Source organism: Pseudomonas sp. Root569, assembly GCF_001427465.1.
In the GTDB taxonomy this organism is placed as follows: domain Bacteria; phylum Pseudomonadota; class Gammaproteobacteria; order Pseudomonadales; family Pseudomonadaceae; genus Aquipseudomonas; species Aquipseudomonas synxantha.
This window is the reverse complement of sequence record NZ_LMGQ01000012.1, coordinates 165,533-187,017: the sequence shown is the minus strand read 5'-3', so window position 1 is coordinate 187,017 and position 21,485 is coordinate 165,533. Positions and strand designations below refer to the sequence as shown.

Annotated in this window: 13 protein-coding genes; 6 read left to right on the top strand and 7 right to left on the bottom strand. The window is 61.0% G+C overall.

Annotated elements, in window-relative coordinates; all coding sequences use genetic code 11:
• Positions 1-50 precede the first annotated feature (50 nt).
• Together ASD70_RS12510 and ASD70_RS12505 are read right to left on the bottom strand one after the other, a co-directional pair.
• Positions 51-1,658 (bottom strand): carboxyl transferase domain-containing protein, encoded by a 1,608-nt coding sequence (locus ASD70_RS12510; RefSeq protein WP_046068687.1) that lies wholly within the window; start codon positions 1,656-1,658, stop codon positions 51-53.
• A gap of 11 nt (positions 1,659-1,669) precedes the next feature.
• Entirely contained in the window at positions 1,670-2,833 is a 1,164-nt protein-coding gene (locus ASD70_RS12505) for an isovaleryl-CoA dehydrogenase (protein WP_056846590.1), read from the bottom strand.
• A 150-nt stretch (positions 2,834-2,983) separates the two neighbouring features.
• Between ASD70_RS12505 and ASD70_RS12500 the strand changes: the two genes are divergently transcribed.
• Together ASD70_RS12500 and ASD70_RS12495 are read left to right on the top strand one after the other, a co-directional pair.
• On the top strand, positions 2,984-4,630 hold the full coding sequence (locus ASD70_RS12500) for an AMP-binding protein (protein ID WP_056846589.1): 1,647 nt from the start codon (positions 2,984-2,986) through the stop codon (positions 4,628-4,630).
• Positions 4,631-4,699: 69 nt separating this feature from the next.
• On the top strand, positions 4,700-8,383 hold the full coding sequence (locus tag ASD70_RS12495; protein WP_056846588.1) for a leucine-rich repeat domain-containing protein: 3,684 nt from the start codon (positions 4,700-4,702) through the stop codon (positions 8,381-8,383).
• Between the two features lie 562 nt (positions 8,384-8,945).
• On the opposite strand, the gene ASD70_RS12490 is transcribed toward ASD70_RS12495, so the two are convergent.
• The 3 genes from ASD70_RS12490 to ASD70_RS12480 all read right to left on the bottom strand — a co-directional run bounded on the left by ASD70_RS12490 (position 8,946) and on the right by ASD70_RS12480 (position 11,305).
• Positions 8,946-9,845, bottom strand: a complete 900-nt coding sequence (locus ASD70_RS12490) for a hydroxymethylglutaryl-CoA lyase (protein WP_056846587.1) — start codon at positions 9,843-9,845, stop codon at positions 8,946-8,948.
• Between the two features lie 16 nt (positions 9,846-9,861).
• The gene (locus ASD70_RS12485; protein WP_043049962.1) at positions 9,862-10,254 is read right to left on the bottom strand and encodes a MerR family transcriptional regulator; all 393 of its coding nucleotides are present in this window, start codon (positions 10,252-10,254) and stop codon (positions 9,862-9,864) included.
• A gap of 115 nt (positions 10,255-10,369) precedes the next feature.
• Positions 10,370-11,305 (bottom strand): LysR family transcriptional regulator, encoded by a 936-nt coding sequence (locus ASD70_RS12480; protein WP_056846586.1) that lies wholly within the window; start codon positions 11,303-11,305, stop codon positions 10,370-10,372.
• Positions 11,306-11,456: 151 nt separating this feature from the next.
• Between ASD70_RS12480 and ASD70_RS12475 the strand changes: the two genes are divergently transcribed.
• Positions 11,457-12,686 (top strand): acyl-CoA dehydrogenase, encoded by a 1,230-nt coding sequence (locus ASD70_RS12475; RefSeq protein WP_046068682.1) that lies wholly within the window; start codon positions 11,457-11,459, stop codon positions 12,684-12,686.
• 121 nt (positions 12,687-12,807) lie between these two features.
• Here the strand turns inward: ASD70_RS12475 and ASD70_RS12470 are convergent, their stop codons facing one another.
• Positions 12,808-14,139, bottom strand: coding sequence for a substrate-binding domain-containing protein (locus tag ASD70_RS12470; RefSeq protein WP_056846585.1), 1,332 nt, complete (start codon positions 14,137-14,139; stop codon positions 12,808-12,810).
• 213 nt (positions 14,140-14,352) lie between these two features.
• On the bottom strand, positions 14,353-15,165 hold the full coding sequence (xthA, locus tag ASD70_RS12465; protein WP_043049966.1) for an exodeoxyribonuclease III: 813 nt from the start codon (positions 15,163-15,165) through the stop codon (positions 14,353-14,355).
• A gap of 167 nt (positions 15,166-15,332) precedes the next feature.
• On the opposite strand from xthA, the gene ASD70_RS12460 reads away from it, so the two are divergent.
• The 3 genes from ASD70_RS12460 to ASD70_RS12450 all read left to right on the top strand — a co-directional run bounded on the left by ASD70_RS12460 (position 15,333) and on the right by ASD70_RS12450 (position 21,460).
• Positions 15,333-15,983: a GNAT family N-acetyltransferase gene (locus tag ASD70_RS12460; protein ID WP_046068680.1), complete on the top strand. Its 651-nt coding sequence runs from the start codon at positions 15,333-15,335 to the stop codon at positions 15,981-15,983.
• Between the two features lie 63 nt (positions 15,984-16,046).
• Positions 16,047-17,774, top strand: coding sequence for an autotransporter assembly complex protein TamA (locus tag ASD70_RS12455; RefSeq protein ID WP_056846584.1), 1,728 nt, complete (start codon positions 16,047-16,049; stop codon positions 17,772-17,774).
• Positions 17,774-21,460: a translocation/assembly module TamB domain-containing protein gene (locus ASD70_RS12450; RefSeq protein WP_056846583.1), complete on the top strand. Its 3,687-nt coding sequence runs from the start codon at positions 17,774-17,776 to the stop codon at positions 21,458-21,460. The genes ASD70_RS12455 and ASD70_RS12450 overlap by 1 nt, the downstream gene beginning before the upstream one ends.
• Positions 21,461-21,485 lie beyond the last annotated feature (25 nt).

Genomic DNA, 21,485 nt, shown 5'->3' with positions numbered 1-21,485 from the left:
GAGGTTCGCGTTGCCCTGACGTTCTTCGCGAGCAAGCTCGCTCCTGCAGGTTACATGCGGAACACGCCGAAGCGGCTCGGCTCGATGGGGGCGTTCAGCGAGGCGGACAAGGCCAGGGCCAGCACGTCGCGGGTCTGCAACGGGTCAATGACGCCGTCATCCCACAAGCGCGCGCTGGAGTAGTAGGGGTGGCCCTGGGTTTCATACTGGTCGAGTATCGGTTGCTTGATTGCCGCTTCCTCATCGGCGCTGAACGCGTCGCCTGCGCGCTCGGCCTGCTCCCGCTTGACCTGCACCAGCACCCCGGCGGCCTGTTCGGCACCCATCACGCCGATGCGTGCGTTGGGCCACATCCACAAGAAGCGTGGGTCGTAGGCGCGGCCGCACATGCCATAGTTACCGGCACCAAAGCTGCCACCGATGATCACGGTAAACTTCGGCACCTTCGCGCACGCCACGGCGGTCACCAGCTTGGCGCCATGCTTGGCAATGCCGCCGGCTTCGTACTTCTGGCCCACCATGAAGCCGGTGATGTTTTGCAGGAACAGCAGGGGAATCCCGCGCTGGCAGGCCAGTTCGATAAAGTGCGCGCCTTTCTGCGCGGCTTCGGCGAACAGGATGCCGTTGTTGGCCAGGATCGCAATCGGGTAACCATGCAAATGCGCGAAGCCGCAGACCAGGGTGGTACCGAACAACGCCTTGAACTCATCGAACACCGAGCCGTCCACCAGCCGTGCGATCACTTCACGTACATCGAAGGGCTGCTTGGCATCCGCCGGGATCACACCGTACAGCTCTTCGCTGCTGTACAGCGGCGCCACTGGCGGCCGTTGCACCAATTGGCCTTGCTTGCGCCAATTGAGGTTGGCCACGCTGCGCCGAGCCAGGGCCAGGGCATGTTCATCGCTGTCGGCATAGTGGTCGGCCACGCCGGAGATCTTGCAGTGCACATCGGCGCCGCCGAGGTCTTCGGCGCTGACCACTTCACCGGTGGCGGCCTTCACCAGCGGTGGTCCGGCAAGGAAGATGGTGGCTTGCTGGCGCACCATGATCGCTTCGTCGGCCATGGCCGGCACGTAGGCGCCGCCGGCGGTGCATGAACCCATCACCACGGCGATCTGCGGGATGCCCTGGGCGCTCATATTGGCCTGGTTGAAGAAGATCCGCCCGAAGTGCTCGCGGTCCGGGAACACCTCGTCCTGGCGCGGCAGGTTGGCGCCGCCGGAGTCCACCAGGTAGATGCACGGCAGGCGGTTCTGCTCGGCGATGGTCTGGGCGCGCAGGTGTTTTTTCACGGTCAGCGGGTAGTAGGAGCCGCCTTTGACCGTGGCATCGTTGGCGACGATCATGCATTCGACGCCTTCCACGCGACCGATGCCGGCAATGACTCCGGCCGCCGGCACGTCTTCGCCATACACCTGATAAGCCGCCAACTGGCTGAGTTCGAGAAACGGCGAGCCCGGGTCGAGCAGGCGATTGATACGCTCACGGGGCAGCAACTTGCCCCGCGAGGTGTGGCGCTCCTGGGCCTTGGTGCCGCCGCCTTGTTGCACATGGGCGAGCAGGCTGTGCAGGGCGTCGACCTGTTCGCGCATCGCCATACTGTTGGCGGCGAACTCCGCCGAGCGTGGGTTGAGCTGGGTATGCAGGGTGGCCATGACGCGCTCCTTCAGCGGGTTTCGTTGAAGAGTTCGCGGCCAATCAACATCCGCCGAATCTCACTGGTACCGGCGCCGATTTCATACAGCTTGGCGTCGCGCAGCAGGCGGCCGGCGGGGAATTCGTTGATATAGCCATTGCCGCCGAGAATCTGGATCGCATCGAGGGCCATCTGCGTGGCGCGTTCGGCGCTGTAGAGGATCACCCCGGCGGCGTCCTTGCGCGTGGTCTCGCCGCGTTCGCAAGCCTGGGCCACCGCGTAGAGATAGGCGCGGCTGGCGTTGAGCTGGGTGTACATGTCGGCGACCTTGCCCTGGATCAGCTGGAATTCACCGATGCTCTGGCCGAACTGCTTGCGGTCGTGGATGTAGGGCACGATCAGATCCATGCACGCCTGCATGATCCCGGTGGGGCCGCCGGACAGCACCACGCGTTCGTAGTCCAGGCCGCTCATCAGCACTTTCACGCCGCCATTGAGCACGCCGAGAATGTTCTCTTCGGGCACTTCTACGTCATCGAAAAACAACTCGCAGGTGTTGGAGCCACGCATACCCAGCTTGTCGAACTTGTTGCTGCGGCTGAAGCCTTTCCAGTCGCGCTCGACGATAAAGGCGGTGATGCCGTGGGCGCCTTTTTCCAGGTCGGTCTTGGCATAGATCACGTAGGTGTTGGCGTCGGGGCCGTTAGTGATCCAGGTCTTGCTGCCATTGAGGACGTAGCAGTCGCCGCGTTTATCGGCGCGCAGTTTCATCGAGACCACATCGGATCCGGCATTCGGTTCGCTCATGGCCAGGGCGCCGACGTGCTCGCCGCTGATCAGCTTGGGCAGGTACTTGAGTTTCTGTTCGTGGTTGCCGTTGCGATTGATCTGGTTCACGCACAGGTTGGAGTGCGCACCGTACGACAGCGCCACCGAGGCCGAGCCGCGGCTGATTTCTTCCATGCTCACCACATGGGCCAGGTAACCCAGGCCGGCACCGCCGTATTCTTCCGGCACGGTGATGCCCAGCAGGCCCATGTCCCCAAACTTGCGCCACAGGTCGGCGGGGAACAGGTTGTCGATGTCGATCTGCGCCGCACGCGGTGCGACTTCCTTGGCCACAAAGGACTGCACCTGGTCGCGCAGCATGTCGATGGTCTCGCCGAGGGCGAAGTTCAGGGACGGGTAATTCATGGACAGGCACCTTAATGTGAGCTTTGTTGTTGTGTAGGTTGGGCGCCAGGGGAGGGCGCTCACCTTTACGTTAACGTAAGCTTGCGTTACGGCGCTGTCAATCGTAGTTTACGTATACGTCAACCTACAAAAAAGACAACAGGGGTCGTTATGGATCAACCGAATCAGAGCTACAGCCGTGGCTCCCAGGACAAAGCCTTGCTGGCCATGACCATTGGCCAGGCCTTTGATCGCACCGCCGCGCAATTTCCCGATGGCGAAGCCTTGGTGGTCCGCCACCAACAGCAGCGCTTCACCTGGCGGCAACTGGCCGAGACGGTTGATCTGCATGCGCGGGCATTCCTGGCCTTGGGCATGCAAACCGGCGACCGCCTGGGCATCTGGGCACCCAATTGCGCCGAGTGGCTGATCTGTCAGGTGGCTAGCGCGAAGCTCGGGGTGATCCTGGTCAATATCAACCCGGCGTACCGCAGCAGTGAGTTGGACTATGTGCTCAAGCAATCCGGCTGCCAGTGGCTGGTTTGCGCCGGAGCGTTCAAGACCTGCGATTACCACGCCATGCTCCAGGCGCTGAAGCCCGATTTGCGTGGCCTCATCAGCCTGGATCCCAGCCCGCCGCCGGGCTTCATGCCCTGGTCGCAGCTGTCGGGCCTGGGCGCCGGTGTCCCGCCCGAGCAACTGCACCACCACCAGGCCAGCCTGCACTTTGACCAACCCGTGAATATCCAGTACACCTCCGGCACCACCGGCTTCCCCAAGGGCGCCACCCTCAGTCACCACAACATCCTCAATAACGGCTACATGGTCGGCGAAAGCCTTGGCCTGACTGCGCAGGACCGTCTGGTGGTCCCGGTGCCGCTGTATCACTGCTTTGGCATGGTGATGGGCAACCTCGGCTGCATCACCCACGGCACCACCCTGATCTATCCCAATGATGGCTTCGACCCACTGCTGACGTTGAGTACCGTCGCCGAAGAAAAAGCCACCGGCTTATATGGTGTGCCGACCATGTTCATCGCCATGCTCGATCACCCACGCCGCGCCGAGTTCGACTTGTCCAGCCTGCGTACCGGGATCATGGCCGGGGCGACGTGCCCTATAGAAGTGATGCGCCGAGTCATCAACGAAATGCACATGAGTGAAGTGCAGATTGCCTACGGCATGACGGAAACCAGCCCGGTCTCACTGCAAACTGGCGCGGATGACGATATAGAGCGGCGCGTCACCACGGTGGGCCGCACCCAACCGCAACTGGAAACCAAGATTATCGATGAGGCCGGCAACACCGTCGCGCGCGGCGTGATAGGCGAACTGTGCACCCGTGGCTACAGTGTAATGCTCGGTTACTGGAACAACCCCGAAGGCACCCGCGAGGCCATCGATGACGCCGGCTGGATGCACACCGGCGACCTGGCGACCATGGATGAGCACGGCTATGTGTGCATCGCCGGGCGTAATAAGGACATGATCATCCGCGGTGGCGAAAACGTGTACCCGCGGGAGTTGGAAGAGTTCTTCTTCACTCATCCGGCGGTCGCCGACGTGCAGGTCATCGGCATCCCCGATGAGCGTTATGGCGAAGAAATCGTCGCGTGGATCAAGTTCCATCCGGGTCATGTCGCCAACGAGCTTGAACTGTTGAGCTGGTGCAAGGACCGTATCGCCCATTTCAAGACGCCCAGGCACTTCAAGTTTGTGGACGAGTTTCCGATGACGGTGACGGGCAAGATCCAGAAATTTCGCATGCGCGAGATCAGTATCCAGGAGTTGGAGGCTGCCCGCGACGACCTGGGGTAGGTGAATACCGCTGTTTGAAGGGCAAATGATCGCAGATTGATCTTTTGTTCTATCAAATGGATGCGGTAAATGAGTGAGCTTGATCAACCTCCCAGCCAACAATCAGTAGCGCCGCAGAGCGTGCATGCGCGGGTTATACAGGACCGGCAGCCCTCCTGGTATGACGCCGCCGCCCTGAAACGCAAGAAGGCCTTTTCACAGACGCAGTTCGAAATGCCGCCATGGTACGCAGCGCTTTCGCCGGACAGACAACCGGCACTGAGTGCCGCTTATGCACGCAGCTTTAATTCGCTGAACAGGCTCGATGTTATTTTCAACGGGTTACAAGGCGTGGTCGCGTTTGCCGAGCCGCTCCTGGTGGCGGCGATGAAGGCGAAGTTTGCCGCAGACTATGACGTAAAACGGCTGTTTTTTGCCCGTGAGGCGTTCATGCCCGCCGATCGTTCAAAGGTCGGCGGCTTGGAAGCTTCCGGGTATTGCTACTACCAGGGAGAGAGCCTGCTCGAAGCGGCGCTGGGTAACTTTGCCTTGGAAGACACGATTGAGACCGACGACCAGAACGCCAGCCTCGTCACGCGCTACGATTTCCACCAGCAGCCGCCTGGCAGCCCATTCAATCAGTCGCAAGTGCTTAGCCGTAAAGTCACCATTGCGCCTCATGCATTCGCCAGCCTGTGTCGGGAGTTGGACCTGGGTGCGCAGTACCTGGCCCATGTCGAGTCGTTCATCAGTCCACTGGACCCCCCTCGAACCCCCAGGGGGAGCAGGGCCAGGGCCGTGCGTAATCTTATGGTCAGTGCGACCCGGCATCAGCTGCAATTCGCCGCCGAAGTCGCGGTGGCGCGTAGGGATATCCAGCCGGATGCGTATCAACTGATACAACAGTTGATGAGCAATCAGCAGGATCTGGAATGGCGCGATAAAACAGTTACCTTTTCGAGTTTGAACGTCCTTGGGCAGTCGCTTAAACAAATTATCGTCATCGGGCATGTGAGTATTCACTACCCCATACGTGGCAATGTGGTGTTCTTGAGCGAGCCCTGCCTGGCGTTTATACCCGGCGACCCTGTTTGCATGTTGAAGGAATACGCCAACCTGGAGGCGCTCAAGTTTGATTTGGTCGAGCGACTGTGCGTGGCCAGCTACCGGCAGTTTTTCAGCCAGTTCATCCCCTATGAGCGGCAAGGGGCGTTTTTTTCCAGGCTCAAGCAGCATCTCGACCCCGCTGAGCAGTCGACAGAGTCTCAAGACTTTGACTCAAGCAAGAAAAATATCAGGACCCTCACAGCAAGTTACGGAACGCGCTACGCCTTGTTGTGGCAGGACCATACCCGGCAAAACATCGACCTGATGCGCAGCAACGCCCGGGCCATGGCCGTCTCCACCGACGCGGCGGATGCACGTGCGCGTAACGCCTGGCTGGTCAAGCTGGGCAGCACGGCGTTGAATGTCCTGAATGCGGCTGTGCTGGTCTTTCCAGAGCTGGCGCCGGTCATGCTGATGATCGGCGCGGCGCAAATACTGAAGGAGGTCGCATCGGGTATTGAGGCGTGGGAGGCGGGGGATAAGCAAGCGGTGTGGGCTCACGTTTCAGCCGTTGCTTTCAATGCGGCGACGGCCGTTGTAGGCGCCAGGTTATTGCCCTTGGTCAAGAGCGCCTTTGTCGAGAGCCTGGCCCATGTGCGTTGCCCCGATGGCAACATACGCCTGCATGCGCCTGACCTGAGGCCATACCAGCAATCCGTGTCGATGCCCGCGCAGCTTACGGTGAATGGTGACGGGCTGATTGAACATGAAGGGGGCCTGTACCTGCGCGAAGACAATGCCTATTACCGGGTGGAGCAAGTTGGGGCGGGCAATGACTACAAGATCCTGCATCCGCATGATCCTTTGGCCTTCACCCCAAGGGTAAGCCGCACGCGCACCGGGGCCTGGGCTCATGAGCACGAGATCCCGCTGACCCTGACCGAGTCACAGTTGATGCGCCGCTTGGGGCCGATGGCAGAGGGGTTTTCAGATCAGCCGCTCAAGCTCAAACGCATCATGCAAATGTCTGGCGTTGAGGTGGATGCGCTGCGCCGGATACATGTGCATCGGGCAGCACTGCCGGGGCTATTGGCCGATACCTTGAAGCGGTTCGAGATTGACCGTGTGGTGGCTGAAGAAGGCTCCAGCGTACGCCCCTCATTGCGTGCTGCGGATCAACTCGAACGCTTTACCCAGCGCTATGCCGCTGCCGAGCGCGCAGAAAGCGCGGCCGCATGGCCGATCAGGCGCTTATTCCCGTCATTACCCAAGGCGATTGTCGAAGAGCTGTTGGACGAAACCAGCGCCGCCGAAATGCAGGTGCTCACCGAGCAGGATCGCGTGCCACTGCGCCTGGCTGAAGAGGCCCGCCATTATCAACAGCAGGTGCGCCTGGCGCGGGCGTATGAGGGCTTGTACCGCAATACCCTAGGCAATGACGACACGCAACGCTTGGTGCTGCACAGCCTGGACAAGCTGCCCGGCTGGCCATCGGGCTTGCGCATCGACGTCATCGAACGGTTGCCTGCGGGGGAGCGCCTGCTGGACTCATCGGGGCCGGAGGACGCGGCGATCAAGCGGCGTCTTATCAAGTTTGGTCCCATGAACCTTTATGAAGTACAGGATAACAAGCTGGCGGTATTCAATGCCCAGGCGGATATCTATGAGGCGGTACAGTCAGCGGTCCCGCCTGAGGACTGGACTGCAATGAAACTGACCGCGCTGGATGGAGGCGCGAGCCTGAAACAGGCGCTGGAGCAGATGCCTTTGATGCCTCGTGAACAATTGCGCAGGTTGTTGCGCATGCAGCCGATCAAGCCTGGGTATAAACCGCCCATGCGCCTTGCGGAGGGACGTATCGGCTATCCGTTGAGTCCTGTGGGCATTCGATCCGCTCCCTGCGAACAGGCAGCCTCAGCGCTCTATCCGTCACAATCCATCGAAGAGGTGGAGTGGACGCTGAAGCTGCAAGACGCCAGCGATGATGTGTTTTTGGCCCGCATGGACCAACTCGAAGAGGAGTTCACGCAACTGAAGGCGACACTGGACGCCTGGCATGACGAAGACACGACTTATCGCCGATCAAGGGGCCGGGTCGTCAATACTCTCAAGAATGCCTGGCAGCGTTCCCCTCCACACTTGCCCATGAGTCCTGAGCAAATGCGCTCTGAGCTACGAGAAGAGGAGGGTGGGCTGTATGTCGTGCGCTTGGCCGACGAGCAAGTCGGTGATTTGCCGCCGATCACCGCGAACATGAGCCATGTGGAATGTCTGGATTTAGCGAGAATGTCACTTTCGGACGCCTCTTTACCTTTCTTGCAGTCATTCAGCGGCTTGCGTTGGCTGGATATCAGCCACAGTAACCTCACGCGCTTGCCGGAGTTCGTCGATGGGGGCGCGCAAATCACCTGGCTCGACCTGAGCAGCAATGACATTCGTCTGACCGCGCCGAGTCGTGAACGCCTGCAGAATATGCAGGGCCTCAAGACCCTCAACCTCTCCCATAACCGGCAGTTGGGCTGGGCCGCCGACCTGAGCAACCTGCGTGATCTGCAGCGGCTCTATCTGGAAAATACCGGCACCAGGGTATTCCCGGCAGGTGTCGAGGTGCCTGGCAACCTGGCCTGGATCGATCTGCGTACGAATGGGATCACGACCTTGCCCGGCTATGCCATACAGCACCCGGATCGAGTCAATCTACAGGGCAATCCCGTCGCGCCGCTTTGAGGGTACGGGTAACAAACCGCACGTGCAGACAGCACAAAGGGGACCCGAAGGTCCCCTTTAATTTGTCGTTGCCTGCTCTTTTCTTATTATTGAGGGGCGGCCTGTTGTTGTTTTTGGTAGCCGTGGCCCGTACCGCTGTTTTTGGCGACCCCCATCCGGGGTCAAGAGCAAACGTATTTTTTTGAACGCTGACCTGCTTCTTCGTAAACGATCCAACCAGTGGGTAGCTACCTGAGGTAGTTTTATTTTTCTCTATCCGGTTGCGGGTTGCGGCATGCCGTACCCTGGGAAGCCATCTTCTCCAAAAAAATCTGTTAGCTGCGTCTCTGCCGTGTTGTTTTTGTTATGTCAGAGTCGTTTCGTCTTATTTTTATTAGGTTTGGTGCTTTTTATTCTTGTTATGCCATAGAGATAGCAGAAGCCGTGCCAACTTTTTAAAAGTCTTTAAAATCAAAAGGTTAGTTTTTTCGTGGGAAATGTCTTTACGTATGTGCGCTAAATTCTGTTCCCGCGTTACCCGCCGAACAGGCGCGCGGTAACACATTGTCACAGCTGTGCTACTTCATCCGGCGCTACGGGCCTTGGCCACACGCGAACCGCTCGGCCGCCCCAGCACTCTGCTGATCTGCTGGCCCGCGCCAATCAAGCGCTCCAGGTCGATACCCGTGTCGATACCCAGGCCGTTGAGCAGGTACAGCACGTCCTCGGTAGCGACGTTACCGCTGGCGCCCTTGGCATAAGGGCAACCACCGAGACCAGCGATAGAGCTGTCGAACACCTGGATGCCTTCCAGCAGACCGGCGTAGACATTGGCGATGGCTTGGCCGTAGGTGTCATGGAAATGCCCGGCCAGTTTGTCCCGCGGTACCTGGGCGCCGACCACTTCGAACAGCCGCCGGGTTGCCCCCGCCGTGCCGGTGCCGATGGTGTCGCCCAGGGACACTTCATAGCAGCCCATGGCATACAGTTCACGCGCGACGGCTGCCACTTGCTCTGGGGCGATAGCGCCTTCGTACGGGCAACCCAACACGCACGACACATACCCCCGCACGCTGATGCCATGCTGCCTGGCCGCGGCCATGATCGGCGCGAACCGCGCCAGGCTCTCGCTGATGGAGCAGTTGATATTGCGCTGGGAAAACGCTTCGGATGCTGCGGCAAATACCGCAACTTCCTTGACCCCGGCGGCCAGCGCATCCTCAAACCCGCGCAGGTTCGGCGCCAGCGCGCCATAGGTTACGCCGGGCTTGCGCTGGATCTGTGCAAACACCTCGGCTGAGCCGGCCATCTGCGGCACCCATTTGGGCGAGACAAAACTGCCGACTTCGATATAGCTCAACCCGGCTTCGCTCAAGGCGTTCACCAGTTGGACCTTGTCCGCCACGCTGATGGGCTGGGCTTCATTCTGCAAACCGTCGCGCGGGCCGACTTCCACCAGGCGTACGTGTGAGGGGAGGGACATGGCAGTTACCTTCTGGTCAATGGCCGGCTTGGCTGATGGTATGCGCGAGGGCTTGGGTGCATCGCTCCTCGGCGGTGTCCAGCTCGAGTTTCATTTGTTCGATATCCAGCAACTGTTGCTCAAGCTGTTCACGGCGTTCGGCGATCTTGGCCAGCATGCTGTTGAGTTGGATCTGGTTGCCGCCGGTGGGGTCGTAGAGTTCGATCAGCTCGCGGCATTCGGCCAGGGAAAAGCCGATGCGCTTGCCCCGCAGGATCAGCTTGAGGCTGACTTTGTCCCGCGCCGAGTAGATGCGCTCCTGGCCACGGCGTTCCGGGGCCAGCAGGCCTTGTTCTTCATAGAAGCGAATGGCGCGGGTGGTGATGTCGAGCTCGCGGGCGAGGTCGGAGATGCTGTAGGTGGTGCTCATGGCGGTGCTCAAGAAGGTCTTGGCACTAAGCTAATTGGAGGTTGACGTAAACGTCAAGGGGCGCTGCGCGCCCCATCGGGGGCAAGCCCCCTCCCACAGGGGGACTCCTGCAACTTTAGGCTTGTTGTTTATCGAGTTTCTTTTCATGGGCCGTCACCTGCTGGCATAGCTCGATCATCTGCTCGCGCATCCAGCGGTTCGCCGGGTCCTGGTCAGTGCTTTCATGCCAATACAGGTGGGTTTCTACCAGCGGTACGTCGTTGACCGGCAAATTGAACCAGTGCAGTTCATGGCGGCGGGCGAAGCGTTCGGGCACGGTCATCACCATGTCGGTCTGCTGCAACACCTGGGAGGCCATCAGGTAATGCTGGGAGCGCAGGGCGATCTTGCGCTGGATGCCCATCTTGCCCAGGGCCAGGTCCACATGGCCCAAACCGTTACGGCGGCTGGAGATATGGATATGGGTCAGCGACAGGTAGTCATCCAGGCTGAATTTGTCCTTGCCCGCCATCGGGTGGCCCTTGCGCATGGCGCACACGTAGCGGTCTTCCATCAGCTTGACGTGGCGCACCTGCGGGTCGGTGTTGAGCGGCGCGTCCACGGCAAAATCCAGGCGCCCGGCCGCCAGTTCTTTGGTGGTTTCGCGGCGCTTGGACAGGAAACTCTCGATCACCACGGTCGGCGCCAGGCGGCGCAGGCGCTGGAACAGCTGCGGCAGGATCACCGCCTCGGTGAGGTCGGTCATGCTGATACGGTAGGTCTTGGCCGCCTGCTGCGGGTTGAAGATGCGGCTTTCCTGCACCGACACCCGTAGCAACGACAGCGCATTGCGCACCGGGCCGATGATGTTCTGCGCCATGGGCGTGGGCACCATGCCTTGGGCGGTGCGCACGAACAACGGGTCGTTGAAGGTCTCGCGCAGGCGTGCCAGGGCGTTCGACACCGCCGGTTGGGTGATGCCGACGATTTGCCCGGCGCGGGTCAGGTTGGCTTCGGTGTAGATCGCATCAAAGACGATGAAAAGGTTGAGGTCGACCTTGCTCAGATTCATTTCGTTGCGCTCTTATTGTTAGGTGTCCATACGCCGATCATATATCGGTGATGAATGTTAATACACGCCGAGAATAGGCTAGGTAAATTATCAACGCTGTTCTAGCATCGATTGCATGACCTAAACAACCTCTCAGAGAAGGGAGCTGCCCATGGATTTCGCCTATTCGCCCAAGGTTCAGGAACTGCGTGAACGTGTCACCGCGTTCATGGACGCTTACGTCTACCCGGCCGAGCCGGTGTTCGAGCGCCAGGTCAGCGAAGGTGATCGCTGGCAGCCCACCGCCATCATGGAAGAACTCAAGGCCAAGGCTAAGGCCGAGGGCTTGTGGAACCTGTTCCTGCCCGAATCCGAACTGGGCGCAGGGCTCACCAATCTTGAATACGCACCGCTGGCGGAAATCATGGGCAGGTCCTTGCTCGGCCCGGAGCCGTTCAACTGCTCCGCGCCCGACACCGGCAATATGGAAGTGCTGGTGCGCTACGCCAACGAAGAGCAGAAACAGCGCTGGCTCGAACCGCTGCTGCGCGGTGAGATTCGCTCTGCCTTCGCCATGACCGAACCGGACGTGGCCTCCTCGGACGCCACCAACATGGCTGCCCGCGCCGAACGCCAGGGCGACGAGTGGGTAATCAACGGCAAGAAATGGTGGACTTCAGGTGCTTGCGACCCGCGCTGCAAAATCCTGATCTTCATGGGTCTGAGCAACCCGGATGCACCGCGCCACCAGCAGCACTCGATGATCCTCGTCCCTGTGGACACCCCCGGGGTGAAAATCCTGCGTCCGCTGCCGGTGTTCGGCTACGACGACGCGCCCCACGGCCACGCCGAAGTGCTGTTCGACAACGTGCGCGTGCCCTACGAAAACGTGCTGCTTGGGGAGGGGCGTGGCTTCGAGATCGCCCAGGGCCGCCTTGGCCCGGGCCGTATCCACCACTGCATGCGCTCCGTCGGCATGGCCGAACGCGCCTTGGAATTGATGTGCAAACGTTCGGTCAGCCGCACCGCGTTCGGCAAGCCTTTGGCGCGTCTGGGGGGCAATATCGACAAGATCGCCGACTCGCGCATGGAGATCGACATGGCGCGCCTGCTGACCTTGAAAGCGGCGTACATGATGGACACCGTGGGCAATAAAGTGGCGAAAAGCGAAATCGCCCAGATCAAGGTGGTGGCGCCGAATGTAGCCTTGAAGGTGATCGACCGTGCGATCCAGATCCATGGCGGCGCCGGGGTTTCCAATGATTTCCCGCTGGCCTATATGTACGCCATGCAACGCACCCTGCGCCTGGCCGACGGCCCGGACGAGGTGCATCGTGCGGCGATTGGCAAGTTTGAGATTGGCAAGTATGTGCCTCGGGAATTGATGCGCGGCGGGCAGTAGCACCGCGTCGCCTGCAATCGGGGGCAAGCCCCCTCCCACATTTTGACTGTATTCACGAATCCAAGTGTGGGAGGGGGCTTGCCCCCGATGAGGCCAGTCCAAACACCTCAAACTCCAAGGCTCAGTACACCCAAACCTCCACCCGTCGATTCTTGATCCGCCCCTCATCCGCCGTATTCGCCGCTACCGGCATCTGCGCGCCAAACCCACGGATATCCCTGGGCACCACGCCGCTCTTGACCAGCTCCCGGCGTACTGCCATAGCCCGCAGCTTCGACAGCAACGCCGCACGTTGCGGATCATTCTTGGCATCGCCAAACCCCACCAAAGTTACCTGTTTATCGAGCTTGCCGTGGCTTCTTATATAAGCCACCACCCGCTGCAAATCCTGGCGCGCCTTGTTGTCGAGGCTGGCGCTACCTTCCTCGAAACGAAAATTCACAGTCAAGCGCTGGGCGTCACGGGCGAGGGCCTGGTAGTCGTCGGGCATTGACGGGCGTGGCGCCACGCCAATCGCCTGCACTTGTTGGGCGATAAAGCCATTGGCGGCGACTATTGCCTGGGCCTTGCTGCCTTGGGTGAAGTCCACCAGCGCCCTGGCCCAGGGGTTGCGGGAGGAGGGCGGCAGGTAAAAGAACAGTCGCCGTGACAGCGGGTAATCCTCGGTGGCAATCAAGCTGGTCAAGGGCAACATCGGTTGTGAGTCGCCGTCGACAATCGCCACTGCCTTGGCCTGGCGTACATAGGGCAAGCCGATAAAACCGATGCCCTGGGGGTCATGACTGACCGCATCGGACAGCGCCTCGCTGGACTCGAAACGCTGTGCGGTCCCGGCAAGCGGTTTGCCGCGTCGGCTCAACACCAATTCCTTGAAGGTGTCGTAGGTGCCGGACTGATCATCCCGGGCGTAGACATGAATGGCCCCGCCAATGCCGCCCAGCGCTTCCCAGGTGCTGACCTCGCCGTTGAAGATCTGCGCCAGTTGCTCGGTGTTCAGCGTATTGAGTGGGTTGCGCGGGTTGAGGATGATTGCCAGGCCATCGATGGCGATCACCTGTTCGGCTTCGGGGCTTTTCAGGTCACCCAGGGATTCGAGGTCTACCAGTTCGCTGTCCTTGATCGGGCGGGACGCCGCGGCGAGGTCGGCGCGGTTGTTTTTCAGCGCGGCAAAACCGGTGCTGGAACCATGGGCAGCCACTGCGATGGTCACGGTCTTGCCTTGGCGCGTCTTGCCAACCACCCGTTGTTCGTTTGCCCCGTCACCCGGTTCGCTGTGTACACCCTGCAGGCCTTGATGCTCCATCAGACCCTTGACCAACGCCGGGCCGAGTGCCGCCCCGATGGTATTGGAACCCTGGATGCGCAGCGCTGGGCCTTGGTCGGGGACGGCAAGGGGTGCGGCCACGGCGGGCAGGGAGATCGCAAAGCACAGGAACAGAACGCGCAGCCTCATGCCGGCACCTTCTCAAGCCAAAGGGAGTGCCGCGAGATTAAGTCAGTTGGATTGCAGCAATGTGACTGACACTCAGCCGGTCAAAATGTGGGAGGGGGCTTGCCCCCGATAGCGGTGTATCAGCGACAGATGAGCTGGCTGACACACTGTCATCGGGGGCAAGTCGAATCGTCGCACCGCCCCTCCCACATTTGACCGAGTACAATCGGGGAGTCAGCTCAGTTCCAACCAGATCGGCGCATGGTCCGACGGCTTCTCCAAGCCACGCAAATCGTAATCCACCCCGGCATCCTTGACCCGCGGTACCAAGCCGGTGGACGCCATGATCACGTCAATGCGCAGCCCACGCTTGGGCTCGTCTTCAAACCCACGGCTGCGGTAGTCGAACCAGCTGAAGCGGTCGGCCACGTCCGGGTTGAGGTGGCGGAAGCTGTCCACCAGGCCCCAGTTCTTCAGGCGTGCCATCCACTCGCGTTCTTCCGGCAGGAAGCTGCACTTGCCGGTTTTCAGCCAGCGCTTGGCGTTGTCGGCGCCGATGCCGATGTCACAGTCCTCCGGGGAAATGTTCACGTCGCCCATCACCACCAGCGCCTGGTCATTGCTGAACTGGCTTTCCAGCAGGTGCTGCAAGTCTGCGTAGAAGCGCTGCTTGGCTGGGAACTTGGTCGGATGGTCGCGGCTTTCACCCTGGGGGAAGTAGCCGTTCATGATGGTCACCGGGTGGCCGTTTTCATCGGCGAAGGTGCCCCAGATAAAACGCCGCTGGGCGTCTTCTTCATCGCTGGCAAAACCTTTGTGCACGCTCAGGGCTTCTTTGCGCGAGAGCAGGGCCACACCGTAGTGGCCTTTCTGCCCGTGGTAATACACGTGATACCCCAGGGCCTGCACTTCGGCCAGGGGGAACTGGTCATCGTGGACCTTGGTTTCCTGCAGGCCGATCACGTCCGGTTGATGCTTTTCAATCAGCGCCGCCAGCTGATGAGGGCGAGCACGCAGCCCGTTGATATTGAAGGAGACGATTTTCATGGTCGGCAGTCCAGTCTGGCAAAAGGGCGATGCTAGCCGACAAGTCCGGCGGGGGCCAGCGTGGCGGTCGGGTGAATGCGCTGCTAATGTCTGGGAACGACTGGAGCTGTACAGGTTCGTACCCATAAGAACGCCATGTTTGAGTGGCGCCCAGGAGATTGACTGTTATGCCAGACACTTCGACGGCCATTGCCGACATCCGCCTGCTCAATAGCGGTTACTCCCGCGAGGCGCGATCCCTGCTTTACCAGGCGTATCGCCACGAGCCGACCTTCGCCTACATCTTCGAAGCCGAGCGGCCGGGTTATGAGCAACGGGTACGCGCCACCGTGCGCGAACTGGTCAAGCAGCACTTCTTCCAGAAGCTTCCCGCCATCGGCCTGTTCGTCAACGACCGGCTGATCGGCATCGCCCTGATTGCACCGCCCCAGCGGCGCCTTGGCATTACCGAGAGTTGGGCGTGGCAGATCCGCATGTGGCTGAGTACCGGCGTGCGCGGCACGCGGCGTTACCTGGAATACCATCAGGCGGTCCTGGCATGCCTGCCCAGCGAGTCGGTGCATGTATTGCCGCTGTTGGGTATTCACCCACAGTTCCAGGGCAAGCACTTCGGTGAGCAACTATTGGAAGCCGTACACAATTGGTGCGCCGATGACCCGCATTCCTCAGGGGTGGTGCTCGACACTGGCAACTCCCGCTACCTGGATTTCTACAAGCGCCAAGGCTATGAAGAGATCGGCGAAGTCGCCGTAGGCCCGGTGCTGGAACATGTGTTTTTCCATCCCAATCCCCAGGCGTTACATGCTGCAACGGCTTAGACAGAATTATTCAGACAAATCCGGGTTCAAAGACTCTCCCCAGCTCGTGTAGCATCCGCGCCTATGAAGTTTCCAGGAAGATTTACCAGCGGCTTGATTCTGCTGTTCACAAGCTGCGGCGCATTCGCGCAAAGCGAATTGGACGTGCGGGTCAAACCCTCAAACGACGCGTTGAAAGCCAACATCGAAGGCTATATCGGCGGGGTGGGCGATCGTGATGAAGAAGCCTTGCTGCGGTTCAGCCGCGGCGCCGAGGAGCAGGCGCGTAAAGCGGCCCAGGCCCTGGGCTACTATCAGTCACGGATCGCCAGTGATGTAAGGGGCGGGAAGAACCCGCGCCTGACGCTCACCATAGACTCCGGCGAACCGGTGCATCTGCGCGACGTAACCATTCGGGTCGATGGCCAGGCCGCTAGCCTCAAGGCTTTTCGCGTGCCTGCCAGCGACGATCTCAAATCCGGCGCGGTGCTCAACCACGGCCATTACGAAGACGCCAAGCGCCTGATCCAGAACCAGGCTTCGCGCTACGGTTTTTTCAGCGGGCGCTTTACCAGCCAGAAGCTGGCGGTGGACCCCCAGGCCGGCGTGGCCGATATCGAACTCATTTACGACAGCGGCCCGCGCTACAGCATGGGCAAGGTCAGCTTCAGCGGCGACACGCCTTTTGATGAAGAACTGCTGCAACGCATGGTGCCGTTCAACAGCGGCACGCCGTACGACTCTGAACTGATCGCCGAACTTAACCAGAACCTGCAAGCCAGCGGCTTCTTCGAAGGCGTGAGGGTGGATGCCAGCCCCACCGCCGCGACCAATGATGTAATCCCGGTCGCCGTGCAGCTGGAAACCCGCAAGCCGCGCACCATGGGCCTGGGCCTGGGTTACTCCACCGATGTCGGCCCACGGGGCAAAGCCAACTGGACACGGCATTGGGTCAACCCCCAGGGCCATAGTTATGGTTGGGAAGCCGAGTTGTCGGCGCCCCGGCAGAACGTCGGCCTGTGGTACGACATCCCCCTGGACCCACCGCTCACCGACAAATTGCGCTTTGCCGGCGGCTATCAGAATGAAGAGATCGCCAACACCGACACTTTGAGCAAGCTGCTCACCATCGGCCCGGAATGGCACAGCAAATTGCCCAGCGGTTGGACGCGGGTGATTTCCCTCAAGTACCAGCGCGAAGAATACCGCCTGGGCAACGACTCGGGTTTGAGTAACCTGGTGATGCCGGGGGTCAGTTATTCTTACCTGCGCAGCGACAACCGCATCGACCCGCACCATGGCTACCGGCTGATGTTTGACACCAAGGTCGCGAAGGAGGGCCTGGGGTCCGACACCAACCTGCTTTACGGCACGGCCACGATCAAGGGCCTGACCACCTTGTGGGACAACCATCGTTTCCTGGGGCGTGCGCAATTGGGTGGCAGTGCCACCAACGGCTACAAGTCCGTGCCGCCGTCGTTGCGCTTCTTTGCCGGTGGCGACCAGAGCGTGCGCGGCTACGAGTACCAGACCCTGTCGCCCGAGAACGACCGCGGCGACCGCATCGGCGGCCGCTATATGGTGGCCTTGAGCGCCGAGTATCAATATTCCATCACCGACAAATGGCGCATCGCGACCTTTGTCGACCAGGGCAACTCCTTCAATAACCTGGACTTCCCCAGCCTGAAAACCGGTGTGGGCGTTGGCGTGCGCTGGGTCTCGCCGGTCGGGCCGATTCGCCTTGACCTTGCCCATGCCCTCGAAGATCCGGGCGGCGTTCGATTGCACTTTTCCATGGGGCCTGAGCTTTGATGCGTGGTTTGAAAATAGCCGGGCTGGCGCTGGTCGCCATCCTCGCTTTGCTGTTGTTGGCGCTCTGGTCGGTACTGGGTACCCAGGCGGGCAGTCGCTGGGCCATGGGCCAGGTGCCGGGCTTGAGTGTGGAGCATTTCCAGGGCCGCCTGGGCGGGCAGTGGAGCGCCGATCATGTGTTGTGGCAGCAGGACGGCAGCCGCGTCGAGTTGAAGGCGCCGACTTTTGACTGGTCGCCCGGCTGCCTGCTACGCATGACCCTGTGCATCAACAGGCTGGACGTGGAGCAAGTCAGCCTGGAATTTGCATCCAGTGCCGAAGAGAGCAGCAGCGGGCCGATTCAACTGCCCGAACTAACATTACCGGTTGCCGTACAGTTAGGCGACGTTCGCATCGGCAGCCTGGTTTTCAACGGCAGTGAAGAACTCAAGGGCCTGCAACTGGCGGCGCACTGGACTGCCATGGGCCTGCGTATCGACTCGGTGCACTTGCAGCGCGACGACCTGGTGCTGGACCTTGCCGGCCTGCTGCAACCCAGTGGCGATTGGCCGCTGAAGGCCAGCGGCAACCTGAGCCTGCCCTACGCCCCGGGCGGTGCACCCTGGACGGTAGCGCTCAAGATCGACGGCGACCTGCTCAAGACCCTCAAGCTCGACGCTGACAGCAGCGGCTACCTGCCGGCCAAGCTCAGCGGCGAATTGCAACCCCTGGTGGAAAACCTGCCGGCGCAGTTGCACATCACCTCCGAGGCGTTCAAGCCCGACGCGGATCTGCCTGACACCCTGCAACTCAACCAACTGGACCTGAGTGCCAAGGGTGACCTGAAAAGCGGCTACCAATTAGTGGGCAAAGCTGTACTGCCGGCGGAAAAAGGCCCGGTGGACTTGCTGCTGCAAGGCAAGGTCGACGCCAAGGGCGCGCAGATCGCCGGCCTGGACTTGAATGCCGGCGACAAGCAAAGCCTCAAGCTCAGTGCCAACCTCGACTGGCAACAAGGCTTCAGTGCTGACGCAAAAATCGACTGGCTGGACTTCCCCTGGCATCGCCTGTATCCGGTAATCGACGAGCCGCAGGTTGTATTGCGCACCTTCAACGGTGAAATCTCTTATAAGGACGGCAATTACCTTGGCAACCTCAAGGCCGATCTCGACGGCCCGGCGGGTAAATTCAATCTGGTCACGCCTTTCAGTGGCGATCTCAAGCAAGTCTTCTTGCCCGAGTTGAAGCTGACCGCCGGCCAAGGCAAGGCCGAAGGCCACCTGAATCTGCAATTTGCCGACGGTATTGCCTGGGATATGGCGCTGGACCTGTCGGCCCTGAACCCGGCGTACTGGGTCGCCGAGTTACCCGGCACCCTCGCCGGGCCGCTGCGCAGCAAGGGCGAGTTCAAGAACGAACAGCTCAAGCTCAACGCCGACCTCGACCTAAAGGGTCGCCTGCGTGGGCAGACGGCAGTGCTGGCGGCCAAGGCCGAAGGCGCCGGCGAACAATGGACCCTGGCTAACCTGGATATCCGCCTCGGTGACAACCGCATCAACGGCAGCGGCAGCCTGCAACAACGCCTGGCGGGGCAGATCGACATCAAGCTGACGCGCCTGGCCCAGCTCTGGCCGCAACTGCGCGGGCAAATCAATGGCCGCGTTGATGTAGCCGGCACCTTGAAAGCCCCCCAAGGCAAGCTCGACCTCAAGGGCCAGCAGTTGGCATTTGCCGACAACCGCCTGCAAACCCTCAACCTCGACGCCAACCTCGATAACGCCCAGCGCGCCAGGCTCGACCTCAAGGCCAGTGGCATTCAGGCGGGCGAAACCCAGGTCGGCAACCTCACTGCCAGCGCCCAGGGCGATATCAAGAACCAGAAGGTCCAGTTGGACCTCGCCGGCCCACTGCTCAAGCTGGCCCTGGCGTTGGATGGCAACCTCGACAAAGGCAATTGGCGCGGGCGTCTGGCCAGCGGTGATGTACAAGCCGGCGGCCAGGACTGGCGCCTGCAAGCCCCGGCGAAGATCGAGCGCCTGGCCGATGGCAAGCTGACCTTCGGCGCGCACTGCTGGGTCTCCGGCCCCGCCAGCCTGTGTGGCGAAGACCAGCGCCTGATGCCCGAGCCGAAGCTGCGCTACCACCTCAAGCAATTCCCCATCGACAGCCTCGCGGCATTCTTGCCCAAAGACTTCGCCTGGCAGGGCAAGCTCAACGCTGACGTACAACTCGATTTGCCACAGAGCGGCCCCAAGGGCGTGGTGTCGGTGGATGCCAGCGGCGGCACCCTGCGCGTGCGCGACAAGGGCCAGTGGCTGGACTTTCCCTACAACACCCTGAAGCTGGAAACCACCCTCAACCCCAAGCGCATCGACACCCAGCTCAACTTCCATGGCGGCAAGCTCGGCGAGTTGCTGTTGCAGGCGCAGATCAACCCGCTGCCGAGCAACAAGCCGATTACCGGCAATTTCAGCCTCACGGGCCTGGACCTCGCCGTGGCGCGGCCCTTTGTGCCGATGGTGGAAACGCTCAACGGCAAGCTCAACGGCAGTGGTCGCATTTCTGGCGGTTTGCTCGCACCCCTGGTCAACGGCAACCTCAACCTGGTGGACGGCGAAGTCTCCGGGCCAGAACTGCCCATCAGCCTCGAGGGCCTGAACCTGCAGGCGCAGATCGCCGGCGAAAGCGTGCAGCTCAACGGTGGCTGGCACAGCGGCAAGGCCGGGCAGGGCAGTCTCAAGGGCCAGATCGACTGGGGCCGCGCGCTGGTGGTTGATCTCAACCTCAAGGGCTCGCAACTGCCGGTGACGGTGGAACCCTATGCCAAGCTGGAAGTGGCGCCCGACCTGAAGATCAGCCTCAAGGACGACAAGCTGGCGATTGCCGGCAAGGTCCATATCCCCCGTGGCGATATCACCGTGCGGGAACTGCCGCCGTCGACGGTCAAGGTCTCCGATGACACCGTGATCATCGGCAGCCAGACCGAAGAGGGCAAGCCGCCGATGGCCATGGCCATGGATATCGACGTGGAGGTGGGTGAAGACCAGCTCAACTTCGCCGGCTTCGGCCTCACCGCCAAGGTCCAGGGCCATGTGCATATCGGCGACAACATGGACACCCGTGGCGAACTGTGGCTCAACGACGGTCGCTACCGCGCCTACGGCCAGCGCCTCAACGTGCGCCGTGCGCGGCTGCTGTTCGCCGGGCCGCTGGACCAACCGTTCCTGGATATCGAGGCGGTACGCATTGTCACCGAATCCAGCCGCACGGTCACCGCAGGTATTCGTCTCAGTGGCAGCGCCGAACAACCGACCACGCAGATCTTCTCCGAACCGGCCATGGCCCAGGAAGACGCACTGTCGTACCTGGTACTGGGGCGCTCGCGCACCAACACCGGCGAAGACAACAACATGCTCGCCGAAGCCGCCCTGGGCCTGGGTTTGATGGGCAGCGCCGGCGTGACCACGGATATTGCCAACAAACTGGGTATCCAGGACTTCGACCTCGACACCCAGGGCACCGGCAACAGCACCGCCGTGGTAGCCAGCGGCAAGATCAACGAGAAGCTCAGCCTGCGTTATGGGGTCGGGGTGTTTGAACCGGCTAACACCATTGCGTTGCGCTACCTGCTGAGCAAGAAGGTGTACCTGGAAGTCGCTACGGGCGTAGCCAGTTCCCTGGATATCTTTTACAAACGCGATTTCTGATCGGTACGCGGTAAAAAATGTGGGA

What these genes read in the sequence shown, in the direction of transcription:
- ASD70_RS12510 (WP_046068687.1), bottom strand. Translation starts at nt 1,658, where the DNA reads ATGGCCACCCTGCATACCCAGCTCAACCCACGCTCGGCGGAGTTCGCC.
- ASD70_RS12505 (WP_056846590.1), bottom strand. Translation starts at nt 2,833, where the DNA reads ATGAATTACCCGTCCCTGAACTTCGCCCTCGGCGAGACCATCGACATG.
- ASD70_RS12500 (WP_056846589.1), top strand. Translation starts at nt 2,984, where the DNA reads ATGGATCAACCGAATCAGAGCTACAGCCGTGGCTCCCAGGACAAAGCC.
- ASD70_RS12495 (WP_056846588.1), top strand. Translation starts at nt 4,700, where the DNA reads ATGAGTGAGCTTGATCAACCTCCCAGCCAACAATCAGTAGCGCCGCAG.
- ASD70_RS12490 (WP_056846587.1), bottom strand. Translation starts at nt 9,845, where the DNA reads ATGTCCCTCCCCTCACACGTACGCCTGGTGGAAGTCGGCCCGCGCGAC.
- ASD70_RS12485 (WP_043049962.1), bottom strand. Translation starts at nt 10,254, where the DNA reads ATGAGCACCACCTACAGCATCTCCGACCTCGCCCGCGAGCTCGACATC.
- ASD70_RS12480 (WP_056846586.1), bottom strand. Translation starts at nt 11,305, where the DNA reads ATGAATCTGAGCAAGGTCGACCTCAACCTTTTCATCGTCTTTGATGCG.
- ASD70_RS12475 (WP_046068682.1), top strand. Translation starts at nt 11,457, where the DNA reads ATGGATTTCGCCTATTCGCCCAAGGTTCAGGAACTGCGTGAACGTGTC.
- ASD70_RS12470 (WP_056846585.1), bottom strand. Translation starts at nt 14,139, where the DNA reads ATGAGGCTGCGCGTTCTGTTCCTGTGCTTTGCGATCTCCCTGCCCGCC.
- xthA (WP_043049966.1), bottom strand. Translation starts at nt 15,165, where the DNA reads ATGAAAATCGTCTCCTTCAATATCAACGGGCTGCGTGCTCGCCCTCAT.
- ASD70_RS12460 (WP_046068680.1), top strand. Translation starts at nt 15,333, where the DNA reads ATGCCAGACACTTCGACGGCCATTGCCGACATCCGCCTGCTCAATAGC.
- ASD70_RS12455 (WP_056846584.1), top strand. Translation starts at nt 16,047, where the DNA reads ATGAAGTTTCCAGGAAGATTTACCAGCGGCTTGATTCTGCTGTTCACA.
- ASD70_RS12450 (WP_056846583.1), top strand. Translation starts at nt 17,774, where the DNA reads ATGCGTGGTTTGAAAATAGCCGGGCTGGCGCTGGTCGCCATCCTCGCT.